Origin of the sequence: Vibrio scophthalmi LMG 19158, assembly GCF_000222585.1 — a bacterium.
Classification (GTDB): domain Bacteria; phylum Pseudomonadota; class Gammaproteobacteria; order Enterobacterales; family Vibrionaceae; genus Vibrio; species Vibrio scophthalmi.
Window position 1 is genome coordinate 1 of the sequence record NZ_AFWE01000200.1, and the last position, 25,784, is coordinate 25,784.

Consider the following 25,784-nt stretch of genomic DNA (forward strand, 5'->3'; position numbering starts at 1 on the left):
CTGCGTTACTTTGAAGCGAGCCCTGCAGACGATACCTTCGATTATCGCGCCGTGGACAGTGACGATAATGTCAGTGAAGAGCGCACCGTTAGCCTTGTGGAGGCCGATAATGCGCCACCGATTGCGACCGATGATCCGGTGGAATTTGAAGTGGCATTGGGTAAATTTAATGGTGACGATTGGAGCCATCCTGATGCGCAAATCAGCGCGAGCTATCAAGGCGATGACAAAGGCATTACCGAAAGTGGCGTAAAACGCGGTGTGGAAGGCGATGAAAACGGTGGTCCGGGCGCACAAATCCAATACAATCGTGAAGAGGGCGAATCAGAGCAATTTAGAATTGATCTGGATGAGCCCGTGACTGAATTTAGTTTCTCTGTCTCTAACCTGTTTAAAAATGAAGGTGGCTCTGGCAACCATGAGCAAGGTAAATGGGTCGCTTATCTTGGTGATAATGCTGTCGCGAGTGGCTTATTCATTGCGAATGAAGGCAATAGCAACGGCACCTACAGCTTCGATGAAACAGCTTTAGGTGGTGTCGCTTTTGACAACATCGTGTTTGAGTCGGTCGACTTTGTTAATGAGCCGAGTCGCGGCTCTGATTCTTCCGATTACTTCCTCACCGGATTTAAAGCCTCCAGTGATGGTGCCTACGCCGCAAACCAAGGGGATGTGTTGCAAATTCCTGTCGCTGAGTTGCTGGGCAACGATGCTGACCCAGACGGCGATAATATCCGTTTTACGCATGTGTCAGATGCTAACAATGCCAATATTTGGATAGAGGATGGCATCGTCTACATCGATTTAGATGATGACTTCATCGGGAATACCCATTTTGATTATGTGATCACCGACGATAAAGGCGGCTTTGATGAAGCCAAAGTGTCCATTATCGTCAACCCACTGCCGACTCCGGTGGAGGTAGAATCCATAGAGATGCTCGATACCATCGTGGTGGAAGGCGATAATTTGGTTTATCAAGTGGCACTTGAAGACGGTGTACTTGAGGAAACCCGCTATAGCATTGAGTTTGGCGCCAATGGAGACACCGCAAGCGATAACGATGTTGATTTAAGCAATGTTCAGTTCACCAACGGTGTGACTTACGACGCCAATACGAATGAAATTGTGGTGCCAATTGGTATCAGCAATTTCAGCATTGTCATTCCAACGCTAGTCGATGGGATTTATGAAATAACGGAAGACTACACACTCACCATTGGTGGTGTGAGTGGTGAAGGGAATATTGAAAACGTCGATATTCCGCAAATCGAAGTGTCTGCCGATGTGGACGTGAGTGAAGGCCAAGAAGCGGTCTTTACCGTCTCTCTTTCTATGCCAACAGAAGCGCCAACCACCATTAATTTGGGCATCAATCATGTGACCACGGAAAGTGATGATATCAGCGCGATGGTGGTTGAGTTTGAAGGCAATAGTGGTTGGGAAGCTTTAACGGTCGCTAATAATGGTGATGTTATCTTGCCCGCCGGCGTGAATGAAATTCGCGTAACGATACCGACGGTCGATGACAACAATGCACCAGTGTATGAAGGCCCTGAGAGCTTTGAGCTGACCGCCGTTGGTGTGGTGGGCGTGCAAGGCAGCGATACCGGCACGGCGACCATTTTTGATGATGGCAGTGTTGATCCACAAGGCCCAACTCCAGCGGATGATGATCGCCCAGTGGTGACCGCGGTGAGTGAGCCGACAGTCGAAGAGGGGGGTGTTGCGACCTTTGAGGTTGATCTATCGGCCAGCAGTTTAACAGATACGACCATCACATTGACGCTATCGGAGTTGAGTGCAACAACACCGGAAGATTTTGAGGGTGCAGAACTGACGGTGCAATTTGGTGCTACCACACAAGTTCTCGCAGTCGCAAATGATGGTACCGCTCAATTTGTTTTACCAGCAGGTGAGTCTGCATTTGATGTCTTAGTGCAAACAACAGATGATGCCATATCCGATAACAACGAAATGTTTACCTTATCTGCTGCAACCGAGTATCAACAAGGAGCAGAGCAAGGCAGCGCAACCATTACCGATAATGAAGCTCCGACGTTAGATCTGGATGGAGGCCAGTATCAAATCGAGTTTGTCAGTGAAAATGCCGGTTATCAAAATGTGTTTGGTTACTACGTCTATGATGACGCGAGTGATACTCAGGAATTGATGATTCTGATCGCTGACTCTCATGATTATCAAGGCAATGTGGTGGATCCTGTTCTGGGGCAACTAGACAGTCTGGATAATGTGGGATATTTCCTTATCCCGGATGGCGCTGATGTTATCAACAATGCTCCGAACAATGCTGAATTCACTATGAATGACGATGGTGAATTACTGATCAATGGCGCCGTCGTTCCAAACCAAACGGTTTTCTCGACGCACGGTGAAAATTCAACCATTCGAATCTCTGAAGATAACGACGGCAACACCGTATTGAGTTTTGATGATCAGCTAGTACATCCGAACGATGACGATGATTATGATGACTTGGTTATTAAAGTATCGAAAGTTGACACGAATGTTGACTATCAGACCACCTTTACCGAAGGTGATTCACCAGTATCCATTGCTGATATCGATGCTGACATTTTTGATGACCATGACCGTATTAGCAGTATGGAAGTGACCTTAGTCAACAAACTCGACGGCGATACTTTGGTGCTACCTGCTGATACAACCGGTTATACCATCGGTCAAAGTGTACTTGCTTCATCGATCGTACTCACTGTGACCGCAGATGATCCTAACGGCCTATCTGCCGCGGACTTTGAAGCCTTCTTGAAACAAATTGGCTTTGAGAATACGAGTGACAATCCTGATGAGACTGATCGTACAGTCACAGTTCAAGTGACTGACAACGCCGGACAAGCGTCCAATACTGCAACGACAACCATTAAAGTAATCGAAGTGTCTGATCTTGATGTTATTGATAGTGCCTCAGGTAAAGAAGATACCGCGATTGCGCTTGATATTTCCCTACCCGCTGACAGTTCTGTTGTGGAAGTGGTCATTAAAGATATTCCTGATGGTGCAGTTCTCGCTTCAAACGGTAATGCGATTAGTGTGACCAATGGTATGGCTTCTGTCTCGCCAAGCCAGTTGGATACTCTGGAGATAACACCACCAGAACATAGTGACGTGAACTTCAGTCTGCGCGTTGAAGGCTATACAGCGAATGACACGGTGATTGAAGATCATATTATTGAGGTCGATGTTGAAGCGGTCACAGATACACCAACGATCGATATCGAAGGAGCGGAAATTTTATCGTTCCATAATTTCGATACAATCGATCTGGATGGTCGTTCATGGCGTGGTGACATTGACTCACAAGAGCTCACCGACGCCAACGTTGTTTCTGGCATTAGTGATGGTGCCGAGGGTGTTTGGGGAACAGACAACAATAAAGGAAACAAAGATTATCATGAGGTTGGTAAGGAAACCGTTTATCGTGGTAATGCAGGAGAGCAGGGCAATCAGGTTTATGAGTTAGAAGGTCGTCATGGTGATGATCAACTTTACACTCAATTTAATGGTGAAGCAGGCCAGTTTTACGCATTATCTTTTGATGTCGCTGCTCGCCGACTTGATGATTCGCCTATGACGGTATTCTTAGAGGATAGTCAAGGTAATCGTACGATATTGTTTGAATATACCGATCAGCAAAGTAAGCAATGGAGTAGTGAAACGCTCAATTTCCAAACACCAGACGATGGTCAATATAAGGTGGTGTTTGAGTCAGAAACCTCCGCCAATAGTTATGGAGCATTGCTCGATGACATTAAGCTAGAAACACTCGACAACATCGGTTATGAAGACAGCTATATCGCCCTTAGCGATATTGTCGTTGGCTTGGTGGATACTGATGGTTCGGAATCGTTAACAACCCACCTTGACTTGAGTGCGTTCCCATCGGGTACGGTAGTCAAAGCCCCAAATGGTGATGATCTCACCCCGGACAGTAATGGCATTATTGATATCACTGCATGGCAATCTGACTTGGCCGAGCTGTTTATTAATGTACCTGAGCCTGGCAACTACCCTTTGGTTGTGACAACCACTGCTCAAGATAATGCCCCTGGTGTCGAAGAAAGCGTTGATAAAGTGATCAACGTGACTGTCTTACCGATTTTGGATGCAGTTAGCCAACAAATTGAGATTGTCGAAGATACCGCGCATATTCTGAGCTTGAATGACTTTGGCATTACCGACCCTGATACCACCTTGTTCATTACGCATTTATCGAGCAACGGTCAGTATGAGTTGCAAACGTCGCTAGACACTTGGGAACCAATCTCAGAACGTGACAGAGTGGATGCATCAGAAATTAGCTTCGGCAATGTTCGATTTGTACCAGCAGAGCATGAAACGGGTTATGACCAATATCCAGATGCGGGAGAAGGCAACCAGTATCAAGATTACTCGAGTCTGGGCTTTATTTTGGAGAAGGGCGATGCCCGTAGTGAAGAGCAAACGCTCACGATAGATGTATCGCCGGTCGCCGATGACCCAACAGTATCAATTGTGTTTGGTGAGTCAACTGTGAATGGCCAAGGGGAGATTGAAACCGAAGTAGATATTACGGCTTCAGTCACCGATCTGGATGGCAGTGAACAGATTCAATCTGTGATTATTCAAGGGCTGCCTGCAACCGCGGTGGTCTCTGCTGGATATCAAGATGGTGTCAATTGGGTGCTGCCAGTAACAGGATCTGTGTCGGAAAGGTTCGATAACCTTGTTATTACCCATCCTCAAGGGACAGTTTTAGATATTGATGTTACTGCGACCAGCATTGAAGCGGCTAATAATGATACCGCGACCAGTACCGAAAATGCCGCATCACAACAAGATATCTATGCCGATCAAGGCGGTGAAACGCCAATGACCTTGATGAGCTTGATTATCGATTCGTCTGGCAGTATGCGTAGCAGACCATTCTATAATGATTCAGGAAATCCGGATCAAAACAAAATGAGAATGGAATTAGTGCTTGAGGCGTCAATAGAGATGCTTGAGCATGTAAATGTGCAAGAAGGATCGGAAAATGTCTTGGTGCAGCTCGTCGATTTTGATGACCAACTCGGTGACGGTAAGGATGGACAAGCCAATGATAATGCCGATCGAAATGCTCAAAGTGAAGGCTGGATGACCGTTAATCAAGCCATTTCAATGTTAGGATCGGCCTTGAGTAGTGTCGCTGATAGTAGCTATACCGGCGTGTTTGACCCTTCAGGTTATACAGATTATGAAGAGGCAGTTTATGGCGTGATGAATGGTTATGATGATGCTGCCCTTAATAGTGTTGATTTGACCAATACCAATGATGTGATCTTCTTCCTTAGTGACGGTAGTAATAACCGAGGCTGGGATTCAACGACCAACAGTGAGTGGGATGCCTTTATTGTTGGTAAAGAAGTCACCTCTGTTGGGGTAGGTGTGCCATCATCGATTCCTAAAGAAGGTTTAGAAGAGGTCGCAGGTTCGGGGAATATTCTCTATATACCCGATTCTAAGATCAAAACTGAACTACCAAAATTACGTCCAACCATCGGTCTACCGGGTACGTTACTTGCGATGATTACGGGGATGGATGTCGAAGAGATTGTCATTAATGCATCGAGCGTTGAAGTATTGCAAGAGATCGATGTCAATGGAGCGATCAACCCAGCGTCTGTTACCACTAGAGTTGATATAGACGATCTGGTGATCGAAACAGACTATGGTGATCTGCGTATTAAAGAAGATGGTTCATACTTCTTCCAACCCGATCCGACAGCCCCACAACTTGGAGCAGGTGAAGCCGTTGGTTACAACATCCTTTATACCGTACTTGATACTAACGGAGTAGAGTCACAGCATTTAGCGACATTGAATATCAGCCAAAGTGGTGACGTGAAAGCAAACTCACCAAGCCTCAATGGTTCTACTGGTGATGATGTCATCACGGGCAGTGATGCTGATGATGTTCTACTTGGTCACCAAGGCAATGACGTTATTGATGGTGGCCTAGGCGATGATTATCTCTTCGGTGGTGAAGGCGACGATGTATTGATTGGTGGTCTTGGTAATGATGTCTTAACCGGTGGTGAAGGTAATGACACTTTCCTCTGGATGAATGGCGATCTTGATGGCGGGTTAGATGTGATTAAAGACTTTACCGTCAACGAAGATAAGATTGATATCTCTGACTTGTTAGGACAAAACGAGACGATGGATGATCTGTTTAACAGCATCACAGCGACGGTGGTAGACAGTAATCATGTTGAATTGACAATTAGTCGGGATAATGGCCTCAGCACTCAAACGATACAGCTGGATGGTGTGGTTGATCAAATTGATGGCATCAACAGTGGTAGTGGTAACATAACAGGTAATGAGTTGACCAACTTGCTCAATGAGTTGATTAAACCCGCTGAAATATAATACAAAAAGGGCCGAAAGGCCCTTTTAAGTGTCCTGAGGCTAAACCTGTAAACTTACTCCATGATGCTAGTCATCTTTTAAGCGTCATGAGTTATTTTGGCGCGTGGGCAAAGAGTAGAAAAGCATCGTGGGCACCTTGAATGAGCATTTGCATGCCAATTACCGCCAGAATTAACCCCATTAAACGCGTGATAATACTGATGCCACTCTCACCAAGCTTATCGACTAATTTAGGCCCAAATAAAAAGCAAACCAGTGTAATAAGGCAAAGCAAGGCGAAAGCCGCAATCGTAATCACGATATGCAGTGCATTACCTGCAGCGGAGTAGTTCATTGCAGTCGCGATTGTTCCAGGGCCTGCCAATATTGGTAATGCTAAAGGGGATATGGCAACGTCTTTTTTATCGGTATTCTCTTCATTTTCTGAGTGAAGTTTAGATGGGTTGCCTTGCAACATGTGATAACCGACTAAGAAGACAAGAATTCCTCCGGCCAACCTTAATGCAGGTAAGGTTATACCAAAGAGATCGAAGATAGCTTTGCCTAACAGGCAAAATGCGGCGACGATCATAAAAGCGCACAGCAGTGCTTTAATAGCAGTGTTTCTGCGTTCAGTTTTCGATTGTTCGGTTGTGAGGCCAACGAAAACAGCGGTATTGGCAATGGGATTCATCATAGCGAAAAAGCCCATAAAAACGGTGATCGCTAAGGTTGAAATATCATGAATCATTAAGTTCTCTAAGATCATTGGTTTACATTGATGTTAATAATAACATGGAAGTATGTTGCAAACATGATGCTGATTCATACGTTTAGAATTAAAGGCCAATTTAAGCGCGCTGAATTGTTTTGATTGGTGAACTTTTACTAGCAAGAAGGTTAGGGTGGGAATAAAATTTGCTTTTAATACTATCGTTGCTCGTTTATGAATAAAGCAATTTTGCTTGCTGTGATCACAGCATGTGTTGGCGTGAGTTTATTTGTTTCTGTTTTCTCTATCGGCGCAAATATCCCCGTCTATCAATGGCCAATTGAAGCTTTGCATGGTCTCGCTTTTACTTTTGCTTGGGGATTAGGTTTTCCCAAGTATCTTGCCTATTTGGCTGGCATTGTTATTTTGGGGGCAGTCACTTTTGCTTGTTACGTCATCGGGCAAAAATTCGCTAAGCTTATTTGGCGTGAGTAGAACAAGCGGATTATTTAAAAGCTAGATGTGTATTCATTAGATAAAAGCCCAACTTCATTGTTGGGCTTTTATCTATCTGTTGCTATTCATCCAATATTCTTGGCACCGCGCCTTGAAACTGCACTTCGAAACAATACCTTGAAATAATACCTCGAAATAACACATCATTTTTTTTCGCGTTGTAACTGTATGGCTGTCTTAGTCAACGAGACCACCACGTTGCTGAGCCTGTGTTACTAGCGCTTGGCGATGGGCCTCAGCTTCACAAATGGTTGATTTTTGTGGTTGTTGAGACGCGAGCTGTGTTTGTTCTGTTATATCGTTTTCAGGGACATACACAAAGTGAGAACTAATAGTCATGAGAACCTCAATTGTTCGTGTTCGCCTTCCTGGTTTTCATGTTAACCGAGCGAATCATTCGCTGGTGGATAAATTCGGATTTGGATAATAAGGTAGCTTCATGGGCTTAACCTCATCCGCTTACATTTTATTATAGGCGTAGATGCAAGGCTTACTTACCTTGATTGCGTTATTAGGGGGATTAAAAAAGCCGATAGCATAACTATCGGCTTGAAATTATTGGCTTATCTAGCGCTACTCATTCCAGTCGAAGGTGAATGGCGTGTGACAAAAATTATACGTCGTAAGTTGTAGAAGCAGTATTACCGCCTGTACCTGTCCAGTTAGTGTGGAAGAATTCACCACGTGGACGATCGATACGCTCGTAAGTGTGAGCACCGAAGTAATCGCGCTGTGCTTGCAGCAGGTTCGCAGGTAGGCGAGCCGTGGTGTAACCATCTAGGAAGGTTAGAGCAGATGTCATACAAGGCATTGGGATGCCTGATTCCATCGATTTCGCTGCCACTTTGCGCCAAGCGCTCATGCAGTTGTCTAGGATACCTTTGAAGTAAGCATCTGAGCCTAGGAATGCGATTTCTGGGTTCGCTTCATAAGCATCACGAATGTTGCCTAGGAATGCAGAACGGATGATACAGCCGCCACGCCACATCAGTGCCACGTTACCGTAGTTAAGATCCCAGCCGTTTTCATTCGACGCTTCACGCATTAGCATGAAGCCTTGCGCGTAAGAGATGATCTTAGAAGCCAGTAGAGCCTGACGTAGTGCATCAACCCATTCTTGCTTATCACCTTCAACGGGTGCGATCGTCTTAGCAAATAGTTGCTCAGCTTCAACACGCTGGTCTTTCAATGCTGAAAGGCAACGAGAGAATACCGATTCGGTGATTAGCGTCAGCGGGATACCCATATCGAGTGCATTGATACCGGTCCATTTACCGGTACCTTTTTGGCCAGCTGTGTCGAGGATTTTCTCAACTAGAGCTTCGCCGTCTTCGTCTTTATAGCCAAGGATATCAGCGGTGATTTCTACTAGGTAGCTGTCTAGTTCAGTGGTATTCCACTCAGCGAATACTTTTTGCATTTCGTCAGAAGATAGACCAAGGCCATCTTTCATGAATTGGTATGCTTCAGTGATCAACTGCATGTCACCGTATTCGATGCCGTTGTGAACCATTTTAACGAAGTGACCAGCGCCATCGTTACCCACCCAATCACAACAAGGCTCACCAGCGTCAGTTTTTGCTGAGATGCCTTGGAAGATAGGCTTAACAGCTTCCCAAGCTTCATGAGCGCCACCAGGCATGATTGAAGGGCCAAAACGAGCGCCTTCTTCACCACCAGATACGCCAGTACCGATGAAGTGAATGCCTTTTTCGCGAAGTGCAGCAACGCGACGGTTGGTATCAGGGAAATTGGTGTTACCACCATCAATGATGATGTCGCCTTTGTCTAGCAGCGGTACCAGTTTGTCGATGAAGATATCAACTACGTCACCAGCACGAACCATTAGCATGATTTTACGTGGTGATTCTAGTTTCTCTACTAGCTCTTCAAGCGAGTATGCGCCAACGATGTTGGTGTCTTTTGCAGGACCTGCTAAGAACTCGTCTACTTTGTCAGTAGAACGGTTATGTGCAACCACTTTAAAACCATGGTCGTTCATGTTTAGGATAAGGTTCTGACCCATTACAGCAAGGCCGATTACACCGATATCACCTTTCATTGTTTCTCTCCAAATTACGCTAAAGGACGGGCTATTGTGCTAACGATAACGTTAAGCAATCTGTGCTGCCGCGTCTGAATCTAAGTACCATTCTGTTTCACCAGTTGTAGACTGGATTTTTGCTGCCGGGTAAGGCAGCTCAGAAGCAGGAGTGGTGGAAATTTCGTTGACGATGGCAACCTTACCTGCGCCAAGTACGAGGTAGCTGATGCGTTTCGCCGCTTGTAATACTTTGGCTGTTTTTGATACGCGGATCTGACCCGACTCCGGATGAGAAGCCAATACAGACAGATTTTCGTCTGCGTAGTTCGTCACTCCTGGGAATAGCGAAGCGGTGTGGCCATCTGCGCCTACGCCAAGCAAAATCCAATCAAATACCGGTGTGCCGTTTTCACATGGAATGACATCGGCCATCTCTTTAGCAAAGCGCTCCGCTTCAGCTTGCGGTTCATCTTCCCCGCGAATACGGTGGATATTTTCTGCAGGAATAGCCACTTGGCTGAACAGAAGTGTGTTGGCTTCACCATAATTGCTTTCTGTGTCATCCGGTGCCACACAACGTTCATCACCCCACCAGAAGTGAAGGTGTTGCCATTGAATCGCGCTTGCGAATGGCTCGCTTGCGAGTAGTTTAAACAGCATTTTTGGCGTGCTACCGCCAGATAGAGAAATATGCACAGCACGGCCTAATTCGCTGTACGCTTGCATATCCTTCGCCAGGCTTTCAACAACCTGATCTGCCGTATCAAAGATCTTATGATTGATCATAGTTCGCAGTAATCCGTATCGGTTAGGTTTTTACAAGGGAAGCGCCATGCGCGTCCATCGCGTTGTAATAAATCGTCACACTCTTTTGGTCCCCATGTACCACAGGCATAACCAAATAGCGATTGAGGGTCTTGTTTGAAATCCAGAATCGGCTGAACATATTTCCAACACGCTTCAACCGCATCGCTACGTGCAAATAGAGTAGCATCGCCGTTAAGTGCATCAAGCAATAAACGCTCATAAGCCGTCAACATCTGCGTTTCAAGCAAGTCAGCGTAGTGGAAGTTCATCTTCACTTCTTTGGCTTTAAAACCAGCCCCTGGCTGTTTAAGACCGAAGCTCATTTGAATGCCTTCATCAGGCTGAATACGGATGATCAGTTTGTTCTCTGGCGCATCTTGACCAAATACTGGGTGCGGTGTGTTCTTAAAGTGAATCACTACTTCCGTCACACGAGTTGGTAAACGTTTACCGGTACGTACATAGAATGGCACACCATTCCAACGCCAGTTATTGATATAGGCTTTAAGACCAACGTAAGTTTCAGTACGTGAGTCTTCAGCAACGCCATGTTCTTCACGGTAACCTGGTAAATGTTGTCCACGAACATCAGAAGCGGTGTATTGGCCAAGCACAAGGTTGTTGCGCAGGTCATCTTCTTCCAATGGTTTTAAGCATTGCAGTACTTTGGCTACTTCATCACGGATTGAATCGGCGTTGATTTGTGCTGGTGGCTCCATGCCCACCATTGCTAACACTTGTAGCAGGTGGTTTTGGAACATATCACGCATAGCACCAGAGCCGTCGTAGTATCCACCACGCTCTTCAACACCTAGGAATTCCGCTCCAGTGATTTCAACATAATCGATGAAGTTGCGGTTCCATAGAGGTTCAAACATTGCGTTAGAAAAACGGAACACCAACAGGTTTTGTACGGTCTCTTTACCTAGGTAATGGTCAATACGGTAGATTTGATGTTCTTGGAAATGCTCATGGATATCTTTATCCAATTGACGTGCTGATGCTAAATCATAGCCAAAAGGTTTTTCTACAATTAGACGTTTCCAACCGGTTTTTTCATCATTAAGACCATGAGCTGCAAGGCTCGCAGGAATGACGCTGTACAAGCTTGGCGGTGTCGCGAGGTAGAATAGGGTGTTGCGCTGTTCAAACTGATACTTGTCGGCTAGCTGATCAAGGCGAGCGGTAAGTTTATTGTAATCTGCAGTATCAGAAGTGTTGATCGCTTGGTAGTGAAGATGATCAATAAAGGCATCCAACGTTGCTGGCTCAGTTTTCTCCATTTCTTGAAGAGAGTGCTTCAGCTTGTCACGGTATGATTCATCACTATATTCAGTGCGGCTCACGCCTAAAATCGCGAAATTTTCAGGAAGCTGTTTGTTCGCGTAGAGGTGGTATAAAGCAGGGATCAACTTACGATATGTTAAGTCGCCCGAAGCACCAAAAATAACGATGCTGCTGTTTTCTGGAATTACCATCATCTTTCCCTTAAAACGAGGTAGTGATTGCGTGCCTAGGTTTGGCTTTTCACTTATATAGTAGGAAAGCAACCCTATCAACGACACCTCAAAATAGATAATCGATGCTACCTATTTGATTGATAGATAAAATCGAAGCTCGTTGAGTTAACACTCAATACGGCGCTGTATTGTCTACGACAAATTGATTCACATCAACTCCCGAGTGTTTAATTGCTTAATATATGACTTGTTTTTTACATGCTTTGAACAAGGGGTATCGAATATAAGCCAGAGAATCAAACAATTACACTTATAGTTAACGATTGCGTTAAGAGTGACTGCTTAAGATTTTGCTCGTTAGTATAGGTGCTATTGGCCATGTTATGGATTCATTAGGTAGGCTGTTTGAAACAATTTGTTGACGAATATTACTCTGCATTAACCTCAATGTTTAGTATGCTGAACGCGAAAGGGCAAACACAACGATGTTTAAGCCACTTTTTGGCTGCAAACCCTACGCACGAAATTTAGCCTAATTGAGAGAACCCTATGTTAATACGCACTGTGTTAAGACCTACTTTGTTGTTCGTTATGATGATATTTGCCGCTCAATCGGTTGCTTCGCCTTTTGATATGAAATCGGCAATGAATGAAATGAAACTGAATTTTAAGCATGCAGCGGAGGCGCAAAGCGTAGAAGAAATGACTACGGCGATGACTTCGTTCAATAAAGTGCTTGTTGAACTGCAAAGCGCCAGTTTCCCAACGGAAAAACAAGCGCTTTACACTGAGGGTTTTGAACAATTGGACTTAGTCGTTGAGAGTGTCGAAAAACAACTCGAGCAAGGCAACCTTGAGCAAGCCAAAGCACAATTAAAAGCGATTGATGATTTGCGAGTTGAATTCCACGATAAACGCAATCCGAGTATCTGGAGCAAGTTATTCGGCTGATCGTTTTAAATCGGTTTTTCGCCACGATGTGGTCAAGAAAGAACACCGCCTTAGGGCGGTGTTTTTTATCGCCAAAGCACGATCAACAGAAACCGGTATCCGAACATGATTACTAGGTTTGAAAAAGCCAACTTAGGCCTCTTGCTTGATCTAGTCCATATAAGTCTTCAGTTGCTTCACAATGGCGCAAAACTATTTTTCCCTTCTCGGCATAGGCTTGTTTTATTTTGACGTTATTTAGGTGGTATTAAGCTCCATTTTTAATGTAAAAATTGGGTTTTTATCATGTTGATTTTAAACGAATTTTATTTAATGCCTAATTTGGAATGAAATGATAGCCTTGCATCAAATCAAGGAGTTATTCATGCATTACCAAGATACCGTATTCGAACATCAGATTTTTGAAAATCACAGCTTTGCTGGTGAAAACTTGAGTTATGCTAAGTTCAGCCATTGTAAATTTTATGGCTGTGATTTTAGCCGAGCTGAAATGATGGAAGCGCATTTCGAGCATTGCACTTTTATCGAGCAAGGTGAAATTGAAGGATGTGATTTCCACTATGCCAATTTACACGATGCCAGTTTTAAACAGTGCCAACTATCAATGAGTCAATTTGTTGGTGCGAATTGCTTTGGCATTGAAATGCGAGAGTGTGATTTAAAAGGCGTCAATTTTTCTCAGGCCCGTTTTGCTAACCAAATTAGCCATAATGTCTATTTTTGTTCAGCGTATATCACTGCATGTAACCTCTCTTATGCCAACATGGAGCGCTTGTGTATTGAAAAATGCGAACTGTTTGAGAACCGCTGGATTGGAACCAACCTACAAGGAACATCATTGCAAGGATCTGATTTAAGTCGCGGAGAGTTCTCAGAAGATATATGGAGTGGGGTGCGCATCCGAGAATGTGACCTGACAGACTGTGACTTAACCGGATTGGATCCAAGGCGAGTGGATCTGACCGGCGTGACAATTTTAAGTTGGCAGCAATCTCAATTGCTCGAGCCTTTAGGACTGATCGTTGTTTAGTTCTATCTATATAAAAAGCCCAACAAAAGTTGGGCTTTGATTTAGGTTGGCGGAATCGCGGTGTCGCACACATCAACGACTCGCTATTAACTATCAAATAGGTAGAGATACTCACCGTAACCTTGCTGCTCCAATTGTTCTTTGGGAATAAATCGCATTGATGCGGAATTCATGCAATAGCGTAATCCTGTTGGTGCTGGGCCATCTTTAAAAACATGGCCTAGGTGAGAGTCACCAAATCGGCTGCGTACTTCCTTTCGCGGATAAATCAATTTGTAATCGGTGGTAATCACCACAAAAGCGTCGTTGATTGGTTTGGTAAAGCTTGGCCAACCCGTGCCAGAGCGATATTTGTCGGTTGATGAAAACAGCGGCTCTCCTGTCACGACATCAACATAAATACCCATCTCTTTATTGTCCCAGTATTCGTTTTCAAAAGGGCGTTCGGTGCCATCTTCTTGCGTCACATAATACTGCATTTCTGTCAGTGTCTTTTTGAGTTCATCATCGCTCGGTTTGGTGAACGTTTTACCTTGGGTGAGGCCATTATGCTCATCAATCATTTGACGCAAAGTGATTGGATTAGCTTCTCTGTCATCGCCAAAGATTGAATCGAGGTATTGGTCGCGACCAGACGCGTAGCGATAGTAGTTGTAGCGGACCTTATTACGCTTGTAATAATCTTGATGGTATTCTTCTGCGGGCCAGAATTTCTCAAATTGAATAAGCTCTGTTTTGAGCGGCTTTTTGAAAACACCCAGTTGGTCAATGTCCGTCATGAATTGCGTAGCAATCTGTTGCTGTTCGGCATTATGATAGAAAATAGCTGGCCGATACTGCGCGCCGCGATCAACAAATGAGCCTTTATCATCGGTCGGGTCAATGTGACGGAACAATTGGTCGAGGATCTGCTCATAACTCACCACATTGGCGTCATATTTGACTTGAATAACTTCAATATGGCCTGATGTTCCTGAAGAAACCTGCTTATAGGTTGGGTTTTCTTGTGCGCCACCAGAATATCCGGAAACCACATCAATCACCCCCGGAAGCTTTTCTAAGTCAGATTCCGTACACCAAAAACATCCGCCGGCCAGTGTTGCAGTCTCGATTTTAGCCCCTGCTGGCACGGCCGTTTTAGCATTATGCTGACTCGCGTTGCTATCCATATCACTGCTTGCGCGGCCAATAAATGACGCCACGACGAGCAAAATAGCCATGATTGGCAATAGCGTAGAAAATGTTCTCTTCATACCATCCTCATCTGTTTTTCCTTTATACCGATAAGAACGGCTAAGCGAGCAAAAAATTACAGGATATATTCAGAAAGGGAAGTAGTAATGCTTCCATGATGCCAGAGATCAGTCTCGGATAGACGAAAAAAAAGCGAGCTACTTAGCTCGCTTTCTTAACTAACTCAATCCAATGATGTTTCCATCATCATCAAGGTCTAAGTTCATAAATGCGGGTTTTTCAGGCAAACCGGGCATTGTCATGACGTTACCACACAGAGCATAGATAAAGCCGGCTCCAGCGCACAATTTGAGCTCTCGAATTGGCACATTAAAGTGAGTTGGGGCGCCTTTCACACTCCCGTCAGTCGAAATTGACAACGGTGTTTTGGCTAAGCAGACAGCAAGATTATCGAATCCTTGCTTCTGATATTCATCAAGCTGCTGGCGTGCTTGGTAACTTAGGGTGACGCTTGAGGCGCCATAACCGACTTCAGCCACCGCCATTAGCTTTTCTTCGGTCATCTGTTCTAGTTGATAAAGCGGTTTGAATTGCGTAGCAACTTGGCATTGCTGAACGACTTTTTCCGCCAGTTCTAGAGTGCCTTTACCGCCTTTGGCAAAACCTTCACTGATCGCAACTTCAACGTGATTTGGCAGCGCTTCAATCATGGTTTTAAGCCTGGCCAATTCGTGTTCGCTGTCTTGCGGGAAGCGGTTTATTGCCACAACCGCAGGAACACCATATTTACTGACGTTGTCGATATGCCATTTTAGGTTATCAAAACCAGCTTCAAGCGCCGCAGAATCGTCACTAAATAGTGAGTCAGGGATTGCTTGGCCCGGTTTAAGATCATACAGACCTGAATTCGCTTTTAATCCACGTAATGTTGCCACAATGACCGCGCAATCTGGTGCTTTTCCAGATACTTGCGCTTTAATATTGCATGCTTTTTCAAAGCCCATATCTGAGCCAAAGCCACCTTCAGTTACAGTGAATTCAGCCAGTTTCGTCGCGATGTTGTCAGCAATAATTGAAGAGTTACCATGGGCGATATTGGCAAACGGCCCAGCGTGGATAAGCGTCGGCACACCTTCAAGGGTTTGCATTAGCGTTGGCTCAATCGCTTCACGCATGCTAACGGTCATTGCCCCTGCCACTTGGAGATCTTCGGTTGTGACTGGGTGACCCTCTAAATTATAAGCGACGACAATGCGGCCAATGCGCGCGCGGAGATCTTTAAGATCGGAAGCCAGCGCTAATATCGCCATTAACTCAGACGCCGCTGAAATATCAAAGCCATCTTCGCGCTCGTAGCCGTTGATGGTTTTACCGAGCTCATTTTGGCCAACAGTAACCATGCGCAGAGCACGATCGTTATGATCCATGACACGCTTCCACACCACGCGTTTTGAATCAATTCGCAGCGCGGTTAAACCACTACGCTGTTCAAAATCGTCGTAACCATTACGTTGTTCGTGGAAGATACGTGCATCAATCGCCGCTGCGGCAAGGTTGTGCGCGGCGGTAACCGCGTGGATGTCACCCGTTAGGTGCAGATTGAGTTCTTCCATCGGCGCAACTTGAGAGTAACCGCCACCGGCAGCGCCGCCTTTTACGCCAAATACTGGCCCCATCGAAGGTTGGCGAATACAGGCTATGACTGAGCGTTCTAATTGCGCTAAACCTTGCGCCAGGCCAATGGTGGTAACCGTTTTGCCTTCGCCAAGTGGGGTTGGCGTAATGGCTGTCACAACGATTAGTTTTCCGCTGTTTTGTGTTGCAGTGTTTGACTGGTCATTTAGGCGTTTAAGGCAATTTAGTGATACTTTCGCTTTGTACTTGCCTTGGCTATGAAATTCTTCTTCTTTTAAGCCGGCACGAATGGCAACGTCACCAATTGGTGCTAAGTTCGCGCTTCGGCAAATGTTGATATCCGACAGCATAAAACCCTCAATATTGCGAGATAAATGGATGAGCAAACGTTTGCGCAAGCATGATAGCGTCAATTTGTGCTTTGTAAAGGAATAGTTTGTAGCACGTAGCTCATCAAAAGAGAGTCACTATGAGCGCAGTGTTAAAATTCCACAAGAAAAATTTACAACGCCTAAAAAAAAGACCTGCCAAATGGCAGGCCAAATCCCTGTGGAGCAGAAAACGGGGGAACTTTCTGAGGGTAAGAAATACAATCTAAATGTAGGAAGGGTGGGCGCTACACTGCGACCTCTGAATGGTGATAAGAGGTGTATTCTTTTAAGTTAAGTAGTCGGCAAACATTAATATTACCGCTACCCTCTACTGACTCGAGTTGTGTGATTAGTAATGAACTGATTTTCGCTAATTGTGTGTGACTTGCTAAGCGCTCGGCGATTAATCGCGGTATTTCATGTGGCATTGCGGTGCTCGCAGAGAAATACAGTGGTGAAACACCGCGCAGCAAAGCGAGCTTTGATAATAGGCGGGTATTGTCACTCAGTGCCCATATTGAGGCTTTACTTTGACAACGAGACATCAAGCGCGGGGTTTCACCGTGTTGAGTTAGAATCGCAACACCGAGATCTTGGTGGACACGTGACGCTGAAATCATCGAAGAGAGCGCAAAGCTTTTACCAGGATCTGAGCAAAGATGGTTGAGATCTTCCCAGCAATTTTGAGTACATTCGAGTTCCAATTCGGCGCCTTTCGCAATACGAACCATCGCTTCGACCGATTCAATCGGGAATGCACCTGCGGCGGATTCTGCTGATAGCATGATGGCGTCAGTGCCATCAATAATTGCATTAGCGACATCAAGTACTTCGGCGCGAGTTGGCAGTGGGTTATCAATCATCGATTCCATCATTTGCGTGGCGGTGATAACAGGTTTACCTTGCAGCTTGGCGCGTTCAATCAGTTTCTTCTGAGTGAAGGCTAATCGCGCATCACCAATTTCCACCCCGAGATCGCCACGTGCAACCATGATGACATCAGAAGCTTCAATCAGTTCATCCATCGCCTCATCACTGGCGACCACTTCCGCACGTTCGACCTTTGCCACGATATGGGCATCACTACCAGCCTTTTGCACTAGATGTCGGGCATAAGCGATATCTTCGCCGTTACGGGGAAACGAAACCGCGATAAAGTCAGCCTTAATCTGTGCAGCGGTAACGATATCAGCTTTGTCTTTGGTGGTGAGAGCTGGGGCGGATAATCCACCGCCGAGCAGGTTGATGCCTTTGCGATCCGAGAGTTTGCCGCTATTTAACGCGTGGGTTTTAACCCAGCGTTCGGTGCGATTAACTTCGTCGACGTGCAGCTGTACGCGGCCATCGTCCAAAAGCAATACATCATTGACGTTGAGATCATCGATCAGTTCTGGGTAGTCAAGGCCAACGCGTTGTAAATAGCCTTCATCGTTGGCAAGGTTGCCGTCGAGATAAAATACGTCACCTTTTTTCAAAACGATTGGACCATGTTTAAAACAAGAGATTCTAATTTTGGGCCCTTGAAGATCGGCCAAAATAGCGACGGTTTTGTTCAGTTTGGTTGCAATCGAACGAACCAACTCTGCTCTTTCGGTGTGTTCCGTAGAGCTGCCATGAGAAAAATTTAGACGCACCACATTGACGCCGGCTTGAATTAATTGGGTTAACACTTCTGGTGAAGATGAGGCTGGGCCTAAAGTGGCGACAATTTTTGTTTTACACATATTTGTACCTATAACGACAAAAGGAAGGGGGAAAGTGATTCGATAAGGAAATGTTCGGTTAGCAGCAAAGGATTCCCTACTAACCGAATTGTGGTACGTATTTAAATTTTTAGTGACTAGGTTTCATCGTCAATGTTGCCTCAGACGGCTCATCTTCCATTATCACTTTTTTAGCATTCCAAACTGTCAGGGCAAGGATGAGTGAAACAACCGCAGCTGCTAACCAGAAGTACTGTGCGTTACCAAAGTCATAGTGTTTTACGCCATCAATCTCAGTAATGGTGATAAGTGATGCCGACACGACTTCTTGTGCAGAAGCTGCAATGTATGAGAATAAACCAATGAATCCTTTTACAGCACCAACCGCATTTTTAGGCATGAGATCACAAGCAGTAAGACCTGCAAGGAAGACAACCAAACCACCGATGGCAAAACCAATCAAACCAAGTGCGACAGCATCAACCATGCGATCATCTGGGCCAAAGAACATTAAGCACATACCTGAGATGTTGGCAATGCCGTAAAGGAGCGTTGGAATATGGCGATTGGCGTTGAAAATTTTATCTGAGATAAAGCCAGAAAGAATAGCACCCGCTAGGCCAGCAATAGGATAGGTTGACATGGCAAAGCCCGCGTCAATTAGTGAATATCCTTTCACTTCTTGAAGGTAAAGTACAGCCCATGAAGACATTGCATAACGTGATACGTACATCGCAGCACAAGCAGCAGCAATTAGCCAAACGACGGGTTGTTTGAGCACAAATAGTTGCGCGCGACGCGTTTCTTTAGGATCGTTAGCTTTCTTGTTTTCTGGTTCTTCATCAAACGCAGTTGCTGCATCAGGAAGGCCGTAAGTTTGTGGACGGTCTTTTAGGATGAAGAACATAAATAATGCTGCTGCGATAGCTGCAATACCCGCACCGATAAAGCCGGCACGCCAGCCTAAGTAGCTCACAAGCGTTGCAGTTAAGATCCAAGTGATACCTTCGCCGATATTACGAGAACCGCCCCAAACTGAGTAGCGAGTACCGCGCTGCTTTGGTGAGAACCATTGGAATAGAGATACACAAGAGGGCGCAGAGCCAACGGATTGGAACCAACCGTTCAATCCCCAGATAATAACAAAGAACAAGCCTGCGGTGTTTAAGCCCATCGCGATAGCCGTTACGCCTGATAGTAGTAGTGAGAACGACATAAATCGGCCGATATTGGCATAATCAGAAAGGAAGCCGTTCGAGAATTTACCTATCGCGTAAGTGAAGAAGAATGCTGAACCCATCAAACCGAGTTCTTCAATGGTTACGATGCCAGCATCCAGCATTGGTTTTTTTACCACACCTAAGCTCATACGAACGACATAGAAAGTGGCGTAACCAAAAACAAGACCTAAGAATACTTGCCATTGGAAACTTTTGAAGCGCGATTGCATCGCTTCTTTTGAGTTATCGGACAAAGGAAGGTCCGGACGTGTTTTGAAGAAATTAAGCATAGTGCTCTCCGTGTTCTATCGAAATTTAAATTAGGTTGTTTCAACGCAACCATCATCGATAACGAGAGATAAATAGACAAAACAGGGCTTTTGGGACAAAAGTGACTCAATCCATTGTTTTTAATGAGTCAAAACTGGAATTATGACCACTCCTTACTGATCACTTGCTGATAAAATTGCCATCAACGGTTGAGCGACTGCGTCAGTTGTGACTCAAACATACTCAGCATCTTTTTTAGGTAATAATTGAGACTTTTGAATTGGCGCACATAACGCAAGGTTTTTGTGAAGTGAGAGACAAGGTAGTTAAGCAACTTATAGGGTTAGGGTTGGCGTTTTTCTGCGCTTCTTTACCCGTTTATAGTCAGGAAAAGCAGGATGAATTGGTGATTTTAACCACTTTTTCTCGCGAACCACTGAATGCATTGATTGAGCAATTTAGTCAACTTTACCCTCAGGTAGAAGTTCGGTTGATTCACCGACGTACTCAATCAGCGATTCAATTACTTAATCGAAGCTACATTCAAGATGTAGATATGGTGCTGAGCTCGTCGCCCTTCTTGATGCAGCAACTCGCTGAGCATGACAGGTTGAATGTTATTAAGTGGCGAACTAGTGCACCGCAATGGATGAAGTCATTTATTTTACCGCCTAAGGAGCAGGTCGCAGTGTTAGGTTACTCGGGAGCGGGCATTGTGTGGAATCAAGATTATCTCACAGCAAAACAGCTACCCGCACCACAGTCATTTGCGGCGCTGAGAGACCCCGTTTATTTTGGTCACATAGCCATGAGTACACCTTCTCGTTCGGGCACCACTCAGCTGATGATTGAAAGCATTTTGCATCAATATGGCTGGGAAAAAGGGTGGCGCATTATTTTGAACGTCGGCGCCAATTTAGGCACGATTTCGGCGCGTAGCTTTGGTGTTAGTGACTATGTAGCTAAAGGTCAGTTTGGTATTGGCCCAACGATTGATAGCTATGCGCTGCTATTGCAAAAAGGCTTCAACCACTTGCAGTTTAGTTATGATCAGGATTTCACCTTAATGCCGACGTATATCGCCGAGATTTCGGATAAAGGTCGCGACCAATACACGCAGAAGTTTGTACAAATGCTGCTATCAAATGAAGTACAAGCCAAGCTCGACCACAGTAGTTTCGCTAAACATGCGTTGATGGATGATCAACTTTATTCTGATGCGTTACCAACCATCGCGTTTTCCACGGTGATGATGCGAGAGCAATTGATAAACAAAATTTTTGATATGGCAATCACTAAGCGCTTACCGATGCTAAAGGACAGTTGGCTTGCCATTACCACACTCGAAAAACAATTAACCAAAGTTGAACATCTTGAACGTTTAGCGCAGATCAAAATATTGTTATTTACACTGCCATTTGATGAACGAGAAGTGCAACAGAGGGGAGAAAGTATCATGCGGCTCAATGCAAAAACGGCGCTAGAACGAAATCAGAGTGAGGTATTGATGGCTGAATTTGATCATCAGCTCACGCTAGCGTTGGCAGAGAGCATGGCACAAGTGGAAGTGCAGCTCAAAGATCTGAAAGCAGAGGCTAAATAATGAGATTGAAGCAGCGTCATACTATTGGTGCGAAGCTGGTGGCGGCGTTTTCGTGCAGTAGTTTAATGTTGACGATAGCGTGTTTAGTTGCATGGGGGACTTGGAATCAGTTGGATGGTCAGGTTGAAAGTTTACTTGAATCCAATGTCCCTAAGTACAATTTGAGCTACGTGTTGGAAAGCCGTAGTAGCGAGATCCGTCGTCGGGTTGATCTGCTCGCTAACGCCAATAACAAGGTCGAGCTGGAAGCACAGTGGCAAGGGTTGAGTAACGAAATTGATAAAGTGAAGAGAGCTTTAACCGATAATGATCATCTTCAAAGTGAACTTCAGCACTTTGAGTTGTTTTATCAACAGCTTGATCGCTCCGTTGATTTATTGGCGAATCAAGTATCATCTAAAATCGACCACCAACGTTCGATAGATCGCTTTCGAGAGCAGCTCAATTGGTTACATCAAGACATTGCAACTGAGCTAACACCATTGAGACAAGAGTATCACTGGCGAATCGAACGCAATGATTCAGGTGAAGATACCCGTGATATGTTGGCAATCCTAAATACGATTCAGCAGGTGCTCGATTTAGAAAACAAAGTGTACGCGATGCTTGAGGAGGTGATTTCCGCACCGCAAAAAGAACTGGTTAACAATGGTCTAACCATGATCCATTATCGCTTGGCTGAATTGAATAGCTTGAGTACGAGCATTTTTGCGCATCCGGCCTCAATTGCCTATCAACAATTGATCAATGAACTTACCTTGGTGTTGAAGAGTGATGGTGAATTTCACCAGTTACTGTTACAAAACGTTGCGCTGGACCACCGTTTAGATCAAACCAACATAGAAATTGATCAGCGCTTAGAATCAGTGCATCAGCAAATCGCCAAGCTTATCGTGGAAACCGATGAGGCATTTGTATTGGTTAAGCAAGAAACAACTCAGATGGTCTCTTACGGTAACCATGTGTTGTTAGTCTGCTTTAGCCTATCGATTTTAATCAGTCTATTTTTGACCTACTACTTTATTAATAAACGGATTGTAGGGCGATTAACACGATTAAGTAGCAGTATTGACGCAATCATCAATGATGACTTTAGCCATCCGATTCAAGTTGATGGCAAAGATGAAATTGGGCGATTGAGTGAAAAATTGATTGAATATGGCGATAAAGTACGAGAGATCCAACGCACCAATGCGATTAGTTTAATTAACAATACCACCGCAAGTTTGGTTACCTGTGACCGACGCGGTCAAATTGAATCGGCTAACTTAAGTGCACGTCAGCTATTAGGTTTACAAACCGTTTGTGAACCGCAAAAATTTTGGGCTAGTTTCAACGCGGAAAATCAAGCCAAGTTACGCCATGTATTTACCTCTTATGGTCAATTAGCGATTTCAGATCAAGAGTCAGTGACGTTGGCTTTGGAGGGAGAAGAAAGAAAGTGCTATCTACATTTTGACTTTCAACTGTTTAGCCATGCGAATCTACAAAAGGTAATTGTGACAATTACCGATGTGACTCAACAAACTCATACAGCATTGCAGTTAGAGCAGCTAGTCGCAGAAAAAACCCGTGATCTTGTGCAGAAAAACCAGCAGTTAACTCTGGAAGTAATAGAGCGAAAACGCGCGCAGTTACACCTCAAAGATACTCAGAACGAACTGATTCAGGCGGCGAAAATGGCGGTAGTCGGCCAGACTATGACCAGTTTAGCGCATGAGCTCAATCAACCACTCAATGCGATGTCGACCTATGTTTATAGTGCGCAAATGTTCACTGAACAAGGGGATATTAGTGCGGTAAACCATTCGATCAATCAGATCAGTGGTCTGGTTGGTCGCATGAGTAAGATTATTAAAAATCTAAGACACTTTGCCCGAAAAGCGGATGGTAAACAATCTCAGCAGCAGTACCCGCTAGCGGAGTTGGTAGAGCAAGCAACAATACTGGTTTCCACTAAGTTTAAGCGCCAACAAGTTCACATCGAGAGCGATATTCCAACCGACGCTTTTGTGTGGGCAAACGATGTAAGCTTGGAGCAAGTACTCGTTAATCTACTCGTTAATGGCTGTGATGCGGTAGTTGAATCGAGAAAACAGGAAAAGCAAGTCAACGTGTGCTATTTAGGCAAAGATGGCTCCTTTCATCGCTTTGCTATTGTCGATAATGGAACCGGTTTTGATGGGGTAATTATGGATAAACTGTTCTCGCCTTTCACTACCACAAAAGAAGTCGGACTTGGATTAGGGCTCAATATTTGCCGCTCATTGATTGAATCGAATGGCGGGCATATTTATTTGGCTTCAAGTGTTGATAGAGGAGCCATGGTTGTTATGGAGTTACCTAGTGAACAAAAGTAATTTCTCAGTTTTACTGATTGATGATGATAAAGATGTACTCGATTCCTATGCTCATTTGATGTCGATTACCGGCTTAACCGCTAAATGCATCGACGATCCGACTCATGCACTGCAATATCTTTCGGTTGATTGGCCGGGGGTGGTGTTGCTCGATATGTACATGCCACAAATGCATGGTATGGAACTGCTTAACCAAATTAAAGCACTGGATCCACTCATTCCGGTGATAGTGATTACTGGTCATGGTGATATTCCCATGGCGGTGGATGCGGTTAAAAAAGGGGCGTGCGAGTTTATTGAGAAGCCGATTAATCCGCCTGAGTTGTTGGTTCAAGTGAAGCAATATTTGGATCTACGCCGAGGCTACATTGAACAAAAAAAGAATTTACACCAACAGATAGATAAGAACATTATTGGGCAATCTGCGCAGATTACACAGATTCGTCAACACGTGGCTCAGTATGCATTGCTGAATTCTCATGTTGTTATCTATGGTGACTCGGGTACAGGGCGACATAATATTGCGCATTTGATTCATCAAATGACAACCCCACAACCAGCGCTGAGTGAATTTCGCTTTGAGTTGGGCGAAGAATATCGCGCATTGTCGAATTGCCTCGAAAAAGGCTTTGAGGGGACTTTAATTCTCAGTGGTATCGAACGATTAAACGATAGTGAACAACGCCAGTTGGTCCAGCAGTTAATCTTGCTTGAACGTTGTAATCATCGTCAAATTACCTTGCTGTCAATCTTTGATTCTGTGCCGGAAGAACTGGTTGCATCTGAGCTTCTTATTCCAGAACTGTTTTACCTAATTAACCAAGGCACAATAAAAGTGCCGTCGTTAAATCAGCGTCCGGATGATATCGCGCCCTTGTTTCACCATTTCTTGAAGCAAAGTTGTCGTAAGTTAGGTAAAACGCTGCCCAAAGTTGACTCTCATTATCTTGCAGTCCTTCGTTCGCATCTATGGCCTGGCAATATTCGTGAATTGAGAAATGTTGCGGAGCTATATGCGATTGGAATCGTCAAATTAACCGGTAAGGAACGTTGTTATACTCAAGAATCGATGCGTTCACCGCTGGACGAATTGATTGAAGATTATGAAAAACAACTGGTCGAAGATGCGTTGTATTTACATTCAGGTAAGGTTGCTGAGGCTGCAAACTATCTGCAAGTTCCACGTAAAAAGCTCTACCTACGCATGAAAAAACATGGCTTGGAAAAAGATGTATTCAAAGCCAAATAAACACCACCCAAACAAAAAGCCCCAAATTGGGGCTTTAAAATATGCAGGGCGACTTACCACTCATCGTCGGGGAAGATTTTTCCCTCTGGCGCATAAGGATCATCGTCAAAAGGGTGTTCCGCTTTACTGCGAAGCCGTTCTAACTGATGTTCAAGCATGTTAAGGGTATCGTAGTCACCTTCTGAACAAGCCACGTAAATCTGTTGTTCGATAGATCGTATCGTATCTTGGCTGCTCATACACACCTC

General features: G+C 44.8%; 17 protein-coding genes. 7 read left to right on the forward strand and 10 right to left on the reverse strand.

The genetic code is table 11. The features are described 5' to 3' along the window. Nucleotides 1–6,432, forward strand: a 6,432-nt coding sequence (locus RH88_RS17255; protein WP_040758009.1) for an Ig-like domain-containing protein, incomplete at its 5' end; no start/stop codon positions are given. 91 nt (nt 6,433–6,523) lie between these two features. Here the strand turns inward: RH88_RS17255 and RH88_RS17260 are convergent. After that, on the reverse strand, nt 6,524–7,159 hold the full coding sequence (locus RH88_RS17260) for a MarC family protein (protein WP_040758012.1): 636 nt from the start codon (nt 7,157–7,159) through the stop codon (nt 6,524–6,526). 198 nt (nt 7,160–7,357) lie between these two features. Between RH88_RS17260 and RH88_RS17265 the strand changes: the two genes are divergently transcribed. Next, entirely contained in the window at nt 7,358–7,618 is a 261-nt protein-coding gene (locus RH88_RS17265) for a hypothetical protein (RefSeq protein ID WP_005598413.1), read from the forward strand. Nucleotides 7,619–7,816: 198 nt separating this feature from the next. Here RH88_RS17265 and RH88_RS23750 read toward each other — a convergent pair whose 3' ends face one another. From RH88_RS23750 to zwf, 4 genes are all read right to left on the reverse strand, one after another. Continuing rightward, nucleotides 7,817–7,978, reverse strand: coding sequence for a hypothetical protein (locus RH88_RS23750; RefSeq protein WP_005598415.1), 162 nt, complete (start codon nt 7,976–7,978; stop codon nt 7,817–7,819). A gap of 274 nt (nt 7,979–8,252) precedes the next feature. Next, nucleotides 8,253–9,701 (reverse strand): decarboxylating NADP(+)-dependent phosphogluconate dehydrogenase, encoded by a 1,449-nt coding sequence (gene gnd, locus RH88_RS17270; RefSeq protein ID WP_005598417.1) that lies wholly within the window; start codon nt 9,699–9,701, stop codon nt 8,253–8,255. Nucleotides 9,702–9,752: 51 nt separating this feature from the next. Continuing rightward, nucleotides 9,753–10,469: a 6-phosphogluconolactonase gene (pgl, locus tag RH88_RS17275; RefSeq protein WP_005598418.1), complete on the reverse strand. Its 717-nt coding sequence runs from the start codon at nt 10,467–10,469 to the stop codon at nt 9,753–9,755. Then, a complete protein-coding gene (gene zwf, locus RH88_RS17280; RefSeq protein ID WP_005598420.1) occupies nt 10,466–11,968 on the reverse strand; it encodes a glucose-6-phosphate dehydrogenase in 1,503 nt (500 codons plus the stop codon). Before zwf ends, pgl begins: the two co-directional genes overlap by 4 nt. A gap of 531 nt (nt 11,969–12,499) precedes the next feature. On the opposite strand from zwf, the gene RH88_RS17285 reads away from it, so the two are divergent. Together RH88_RS17285 and RH88_RS17290 are read left to right on the forward strand one after the other, a co-directional pair. After that, on the forward strand, nt 12,500–12,901 hold the full coding sequence (locus tag RH88_RS17285) for a cytochrome b562 (protein WP_005598421.1): 402 nt from the start codon (nt 12,500–12,502) through the stop codon (nt 12,899–12,901). Between the two features lie 364 nt (nt 12,902–13,265). Next, nucleotides 13,266–13,931: a Qnr family pentapeptide repeat protein gene (locus tag RH88_RS17290; protein ID WP_005598423.1), complete on the forward strand. Its 666-nt coding sequence runs from the start codon at nt 13,266–13,268 to the stop codon at nt 13,929–13,931. Between the two features lie 86 nt (nt 13,932–14,017). On the opposite strand, the gene msrB is transcribed toward RH88_RS17290, so the two are convergent. The 4 genes from msrB to RH88_RS17310 all read right to left on the reverse strand — a co-directional run bounded on the left by msrB (nt 14,018) and on the right by RH88_RS17310 (nt 20,344). Next, nucleotides 14,018–15,184, reverse strand: a complete 1,167-nt coding sequence (msrB, locus tag RH88_RS17295) for a peptide-methionine (R)-S-oxide reductase MsrB (protein WP_005598425.1) — start codon at nt 15,182–15,184, stop codon at nt 14,018–14,020. 159 nt (nt 15,185–15,343) lie between these two features. Next, the gene (locus RH88_RS17300) at nt 15,344–17,110 is read right to left on the reverse strand and encodes a formate--tetrahydrofolate ligase (RefSeq protein WP_005598427.1); all 1,767 of its coding nucleotides are present in this window, start codon (nt 17,108–17,110) and stop codon (nt 15,344–15,346) included. A gap of 266 nt (nt 17,111–17,376) precedes the next feature. Then, nucleotides 17,377–18,855 carry a pyruvate kinase gene (pyk, locus tag RH88_RS17305; RefSeq protein WP_005598429.1) on the reverse strand — a complete coding sequence of 493 codons (1,479 nt, stop codon included), beginning with the start codon at nt 18,853–18,855 and terminating at the stop codon, nt 17,377–17,379. Between the two features lie 109 nt (nt 18,856–18,964). Next, a complete protein-coding gene (locus RH88_RS17310) occupies nt 18,965–20,344 on the reverse strand; it encodes an MFS transporter (RefSeq protein ID WP_005598430.1) in 1,380 nt (459 codons plus the stop codon). A gap of 290 nt (nt 20,345–20,634) precedes the next feature. Here RH88_RS17310 and RH88_RS17315 point away from each other — a divergent pair, with 290 nt between their 5' ends. From RH88_RS17315 to RH88_RS17325, 3 genes are read left to right on the forward strand one after another with little or no spacing between them, the layout of a single operon-like run. Beyond that, complete coding sequence (locus RH88_RS17315; RefSeq protein WP_241212203.1) at nt 20,635–21,927, forward strand: ABC transporter substrate-binding protein; 1,293 nt, start codon at nt 20,635–20,637, stop codon at nt 21,925–21,927. Continuing rightward, entirely contained in the window at nt 21,927–24,287 is a 2,361-nt protein-coding gene (locus RH88_RS17320; protein WP_005598435.1) for an ATP-binding protein, read from the forward strand. The genes RH88_RS17315 and RH88_RS17320 overlap by 1 nt, the downstream gene beginning before the upstream one ends. Beyond that, nucleotides 24,274–25,536: a sigma-54-dependent transcriptional regulator gene (locus tag RH88_RS17325; RefSeq protein WP_005598437.1), complete on the forward strand. Its 1,263-nt coding sequence runs from the start codon at nt 24,274–24,276 to the stop codon at nt 25,534–25,536. Before RH88_RS17320 ends, RH88_RS17325 begins: the two co-directional genes overlap by 14 nt. Nucleotides 25,537–25,589: 53 nt before the next feature. Here RH88_RS17325 and RH88_RS17330 read toward each other — a convergent pair whose 3' ends face one another. Next, entirely contained in the window at nt 25,590–25,775 is a 186-nt protein-coding gene (locus RH88_RS17330) for a hypothetical protein (RefSeq protein WP_005598439.1), read from the reverse strand. Nucleotides 25,776–25,784: the final 9 nt, after the last annotated feature.

Bases quoted from the DNA above. Each gene is read 5' to 3' on its own strand.
- RH88_RS17265 (WP_005598413.1), top strand. From the start codon at position 7,358: ATGAATAAAGCAATTTTGCTTGCTGTGATCACAGCATGTGTTGGCGTG.
- RH88_RS23750 (WP_005598415.1), bottom strand. From the start codon at position 7,978: ATGACTATTAGTTCTCACTTTGTGTATGTCCCTGAAAACGATATAACA.
- gnd (WP_005598417.1), bottom strand. From the start codon at position 9,701: ATGAAAGGTGATATCGGTGTAATCGGCCTTGCTGTAATGGGTCAGAAC.
- pgl (WP_005598418.1), bottom strand. From the start codon at position 10,469: ATGATCAATCATAAGATCTTTGATACGGCAGATCAGGTTGTTGAAAGC.
- zwf (WP_005598420.1), bottom strand. From the start codon at position 11,968: ATGGTAATTCCAGAAAACAGCAGCATCGTTATTTTTGGTGCTTCGGGC.
- RH88_RS17285 (WP_005598421.1), top strand. From the start codon at position 12,500: ATGTTAATACGCACTGTGTTAAGACCTACTTTGTTGTTCGTTATGATG.
- RH88_RS17290 (WP_005598423.1), top strand. From the start codon at position 13,266: ATGCATTACCAAGATACCGTATTCGAACATCAGATTTTTGAAAATCAC.
- msrB (WP_005598425.1), bottom strand. From the start codon at position 15,184: ATGAAGAGAACATTTTCTACGCTATTGCCAATCATGGCTATTTTGCTC.
- RH88_RS17300 (WP_005598427.1), bottom strand. From the start codon at position 17,110: ATGCTGTCGGATATCAACATTTGCCGAAGCGCGAACTTAGCACCAATT.
- pyk (WP_005598429.1), bottom strand. From the start codon at position 18,855: ATGTGTAAAACAAAAATTGTCGCCACTTTAGGCCCAGCCTCATCTTCA.
- RH88_RS17310 (WP_005598430.1), bottom strand. From the start codon at position 20,344: ATGCTTAATTTCTTCAAAACACGTCCGGACCTTCCTTTGTCCGATAAC.
- RH88_RS17320 (WP_005598435.1), top strand. From the start codon at position 21,927: ATGAGATTGAAGCAGCGTCATACTATTGGTGCGAAGCTGGTGGCGGCG.
- RH88_RS17330 (WP_005598439.1), bottom strand. From the start codon at position 25,775: ATGAGCAGCCAAGATACGATACGATCTATCGAACAACAGATTTACGTG.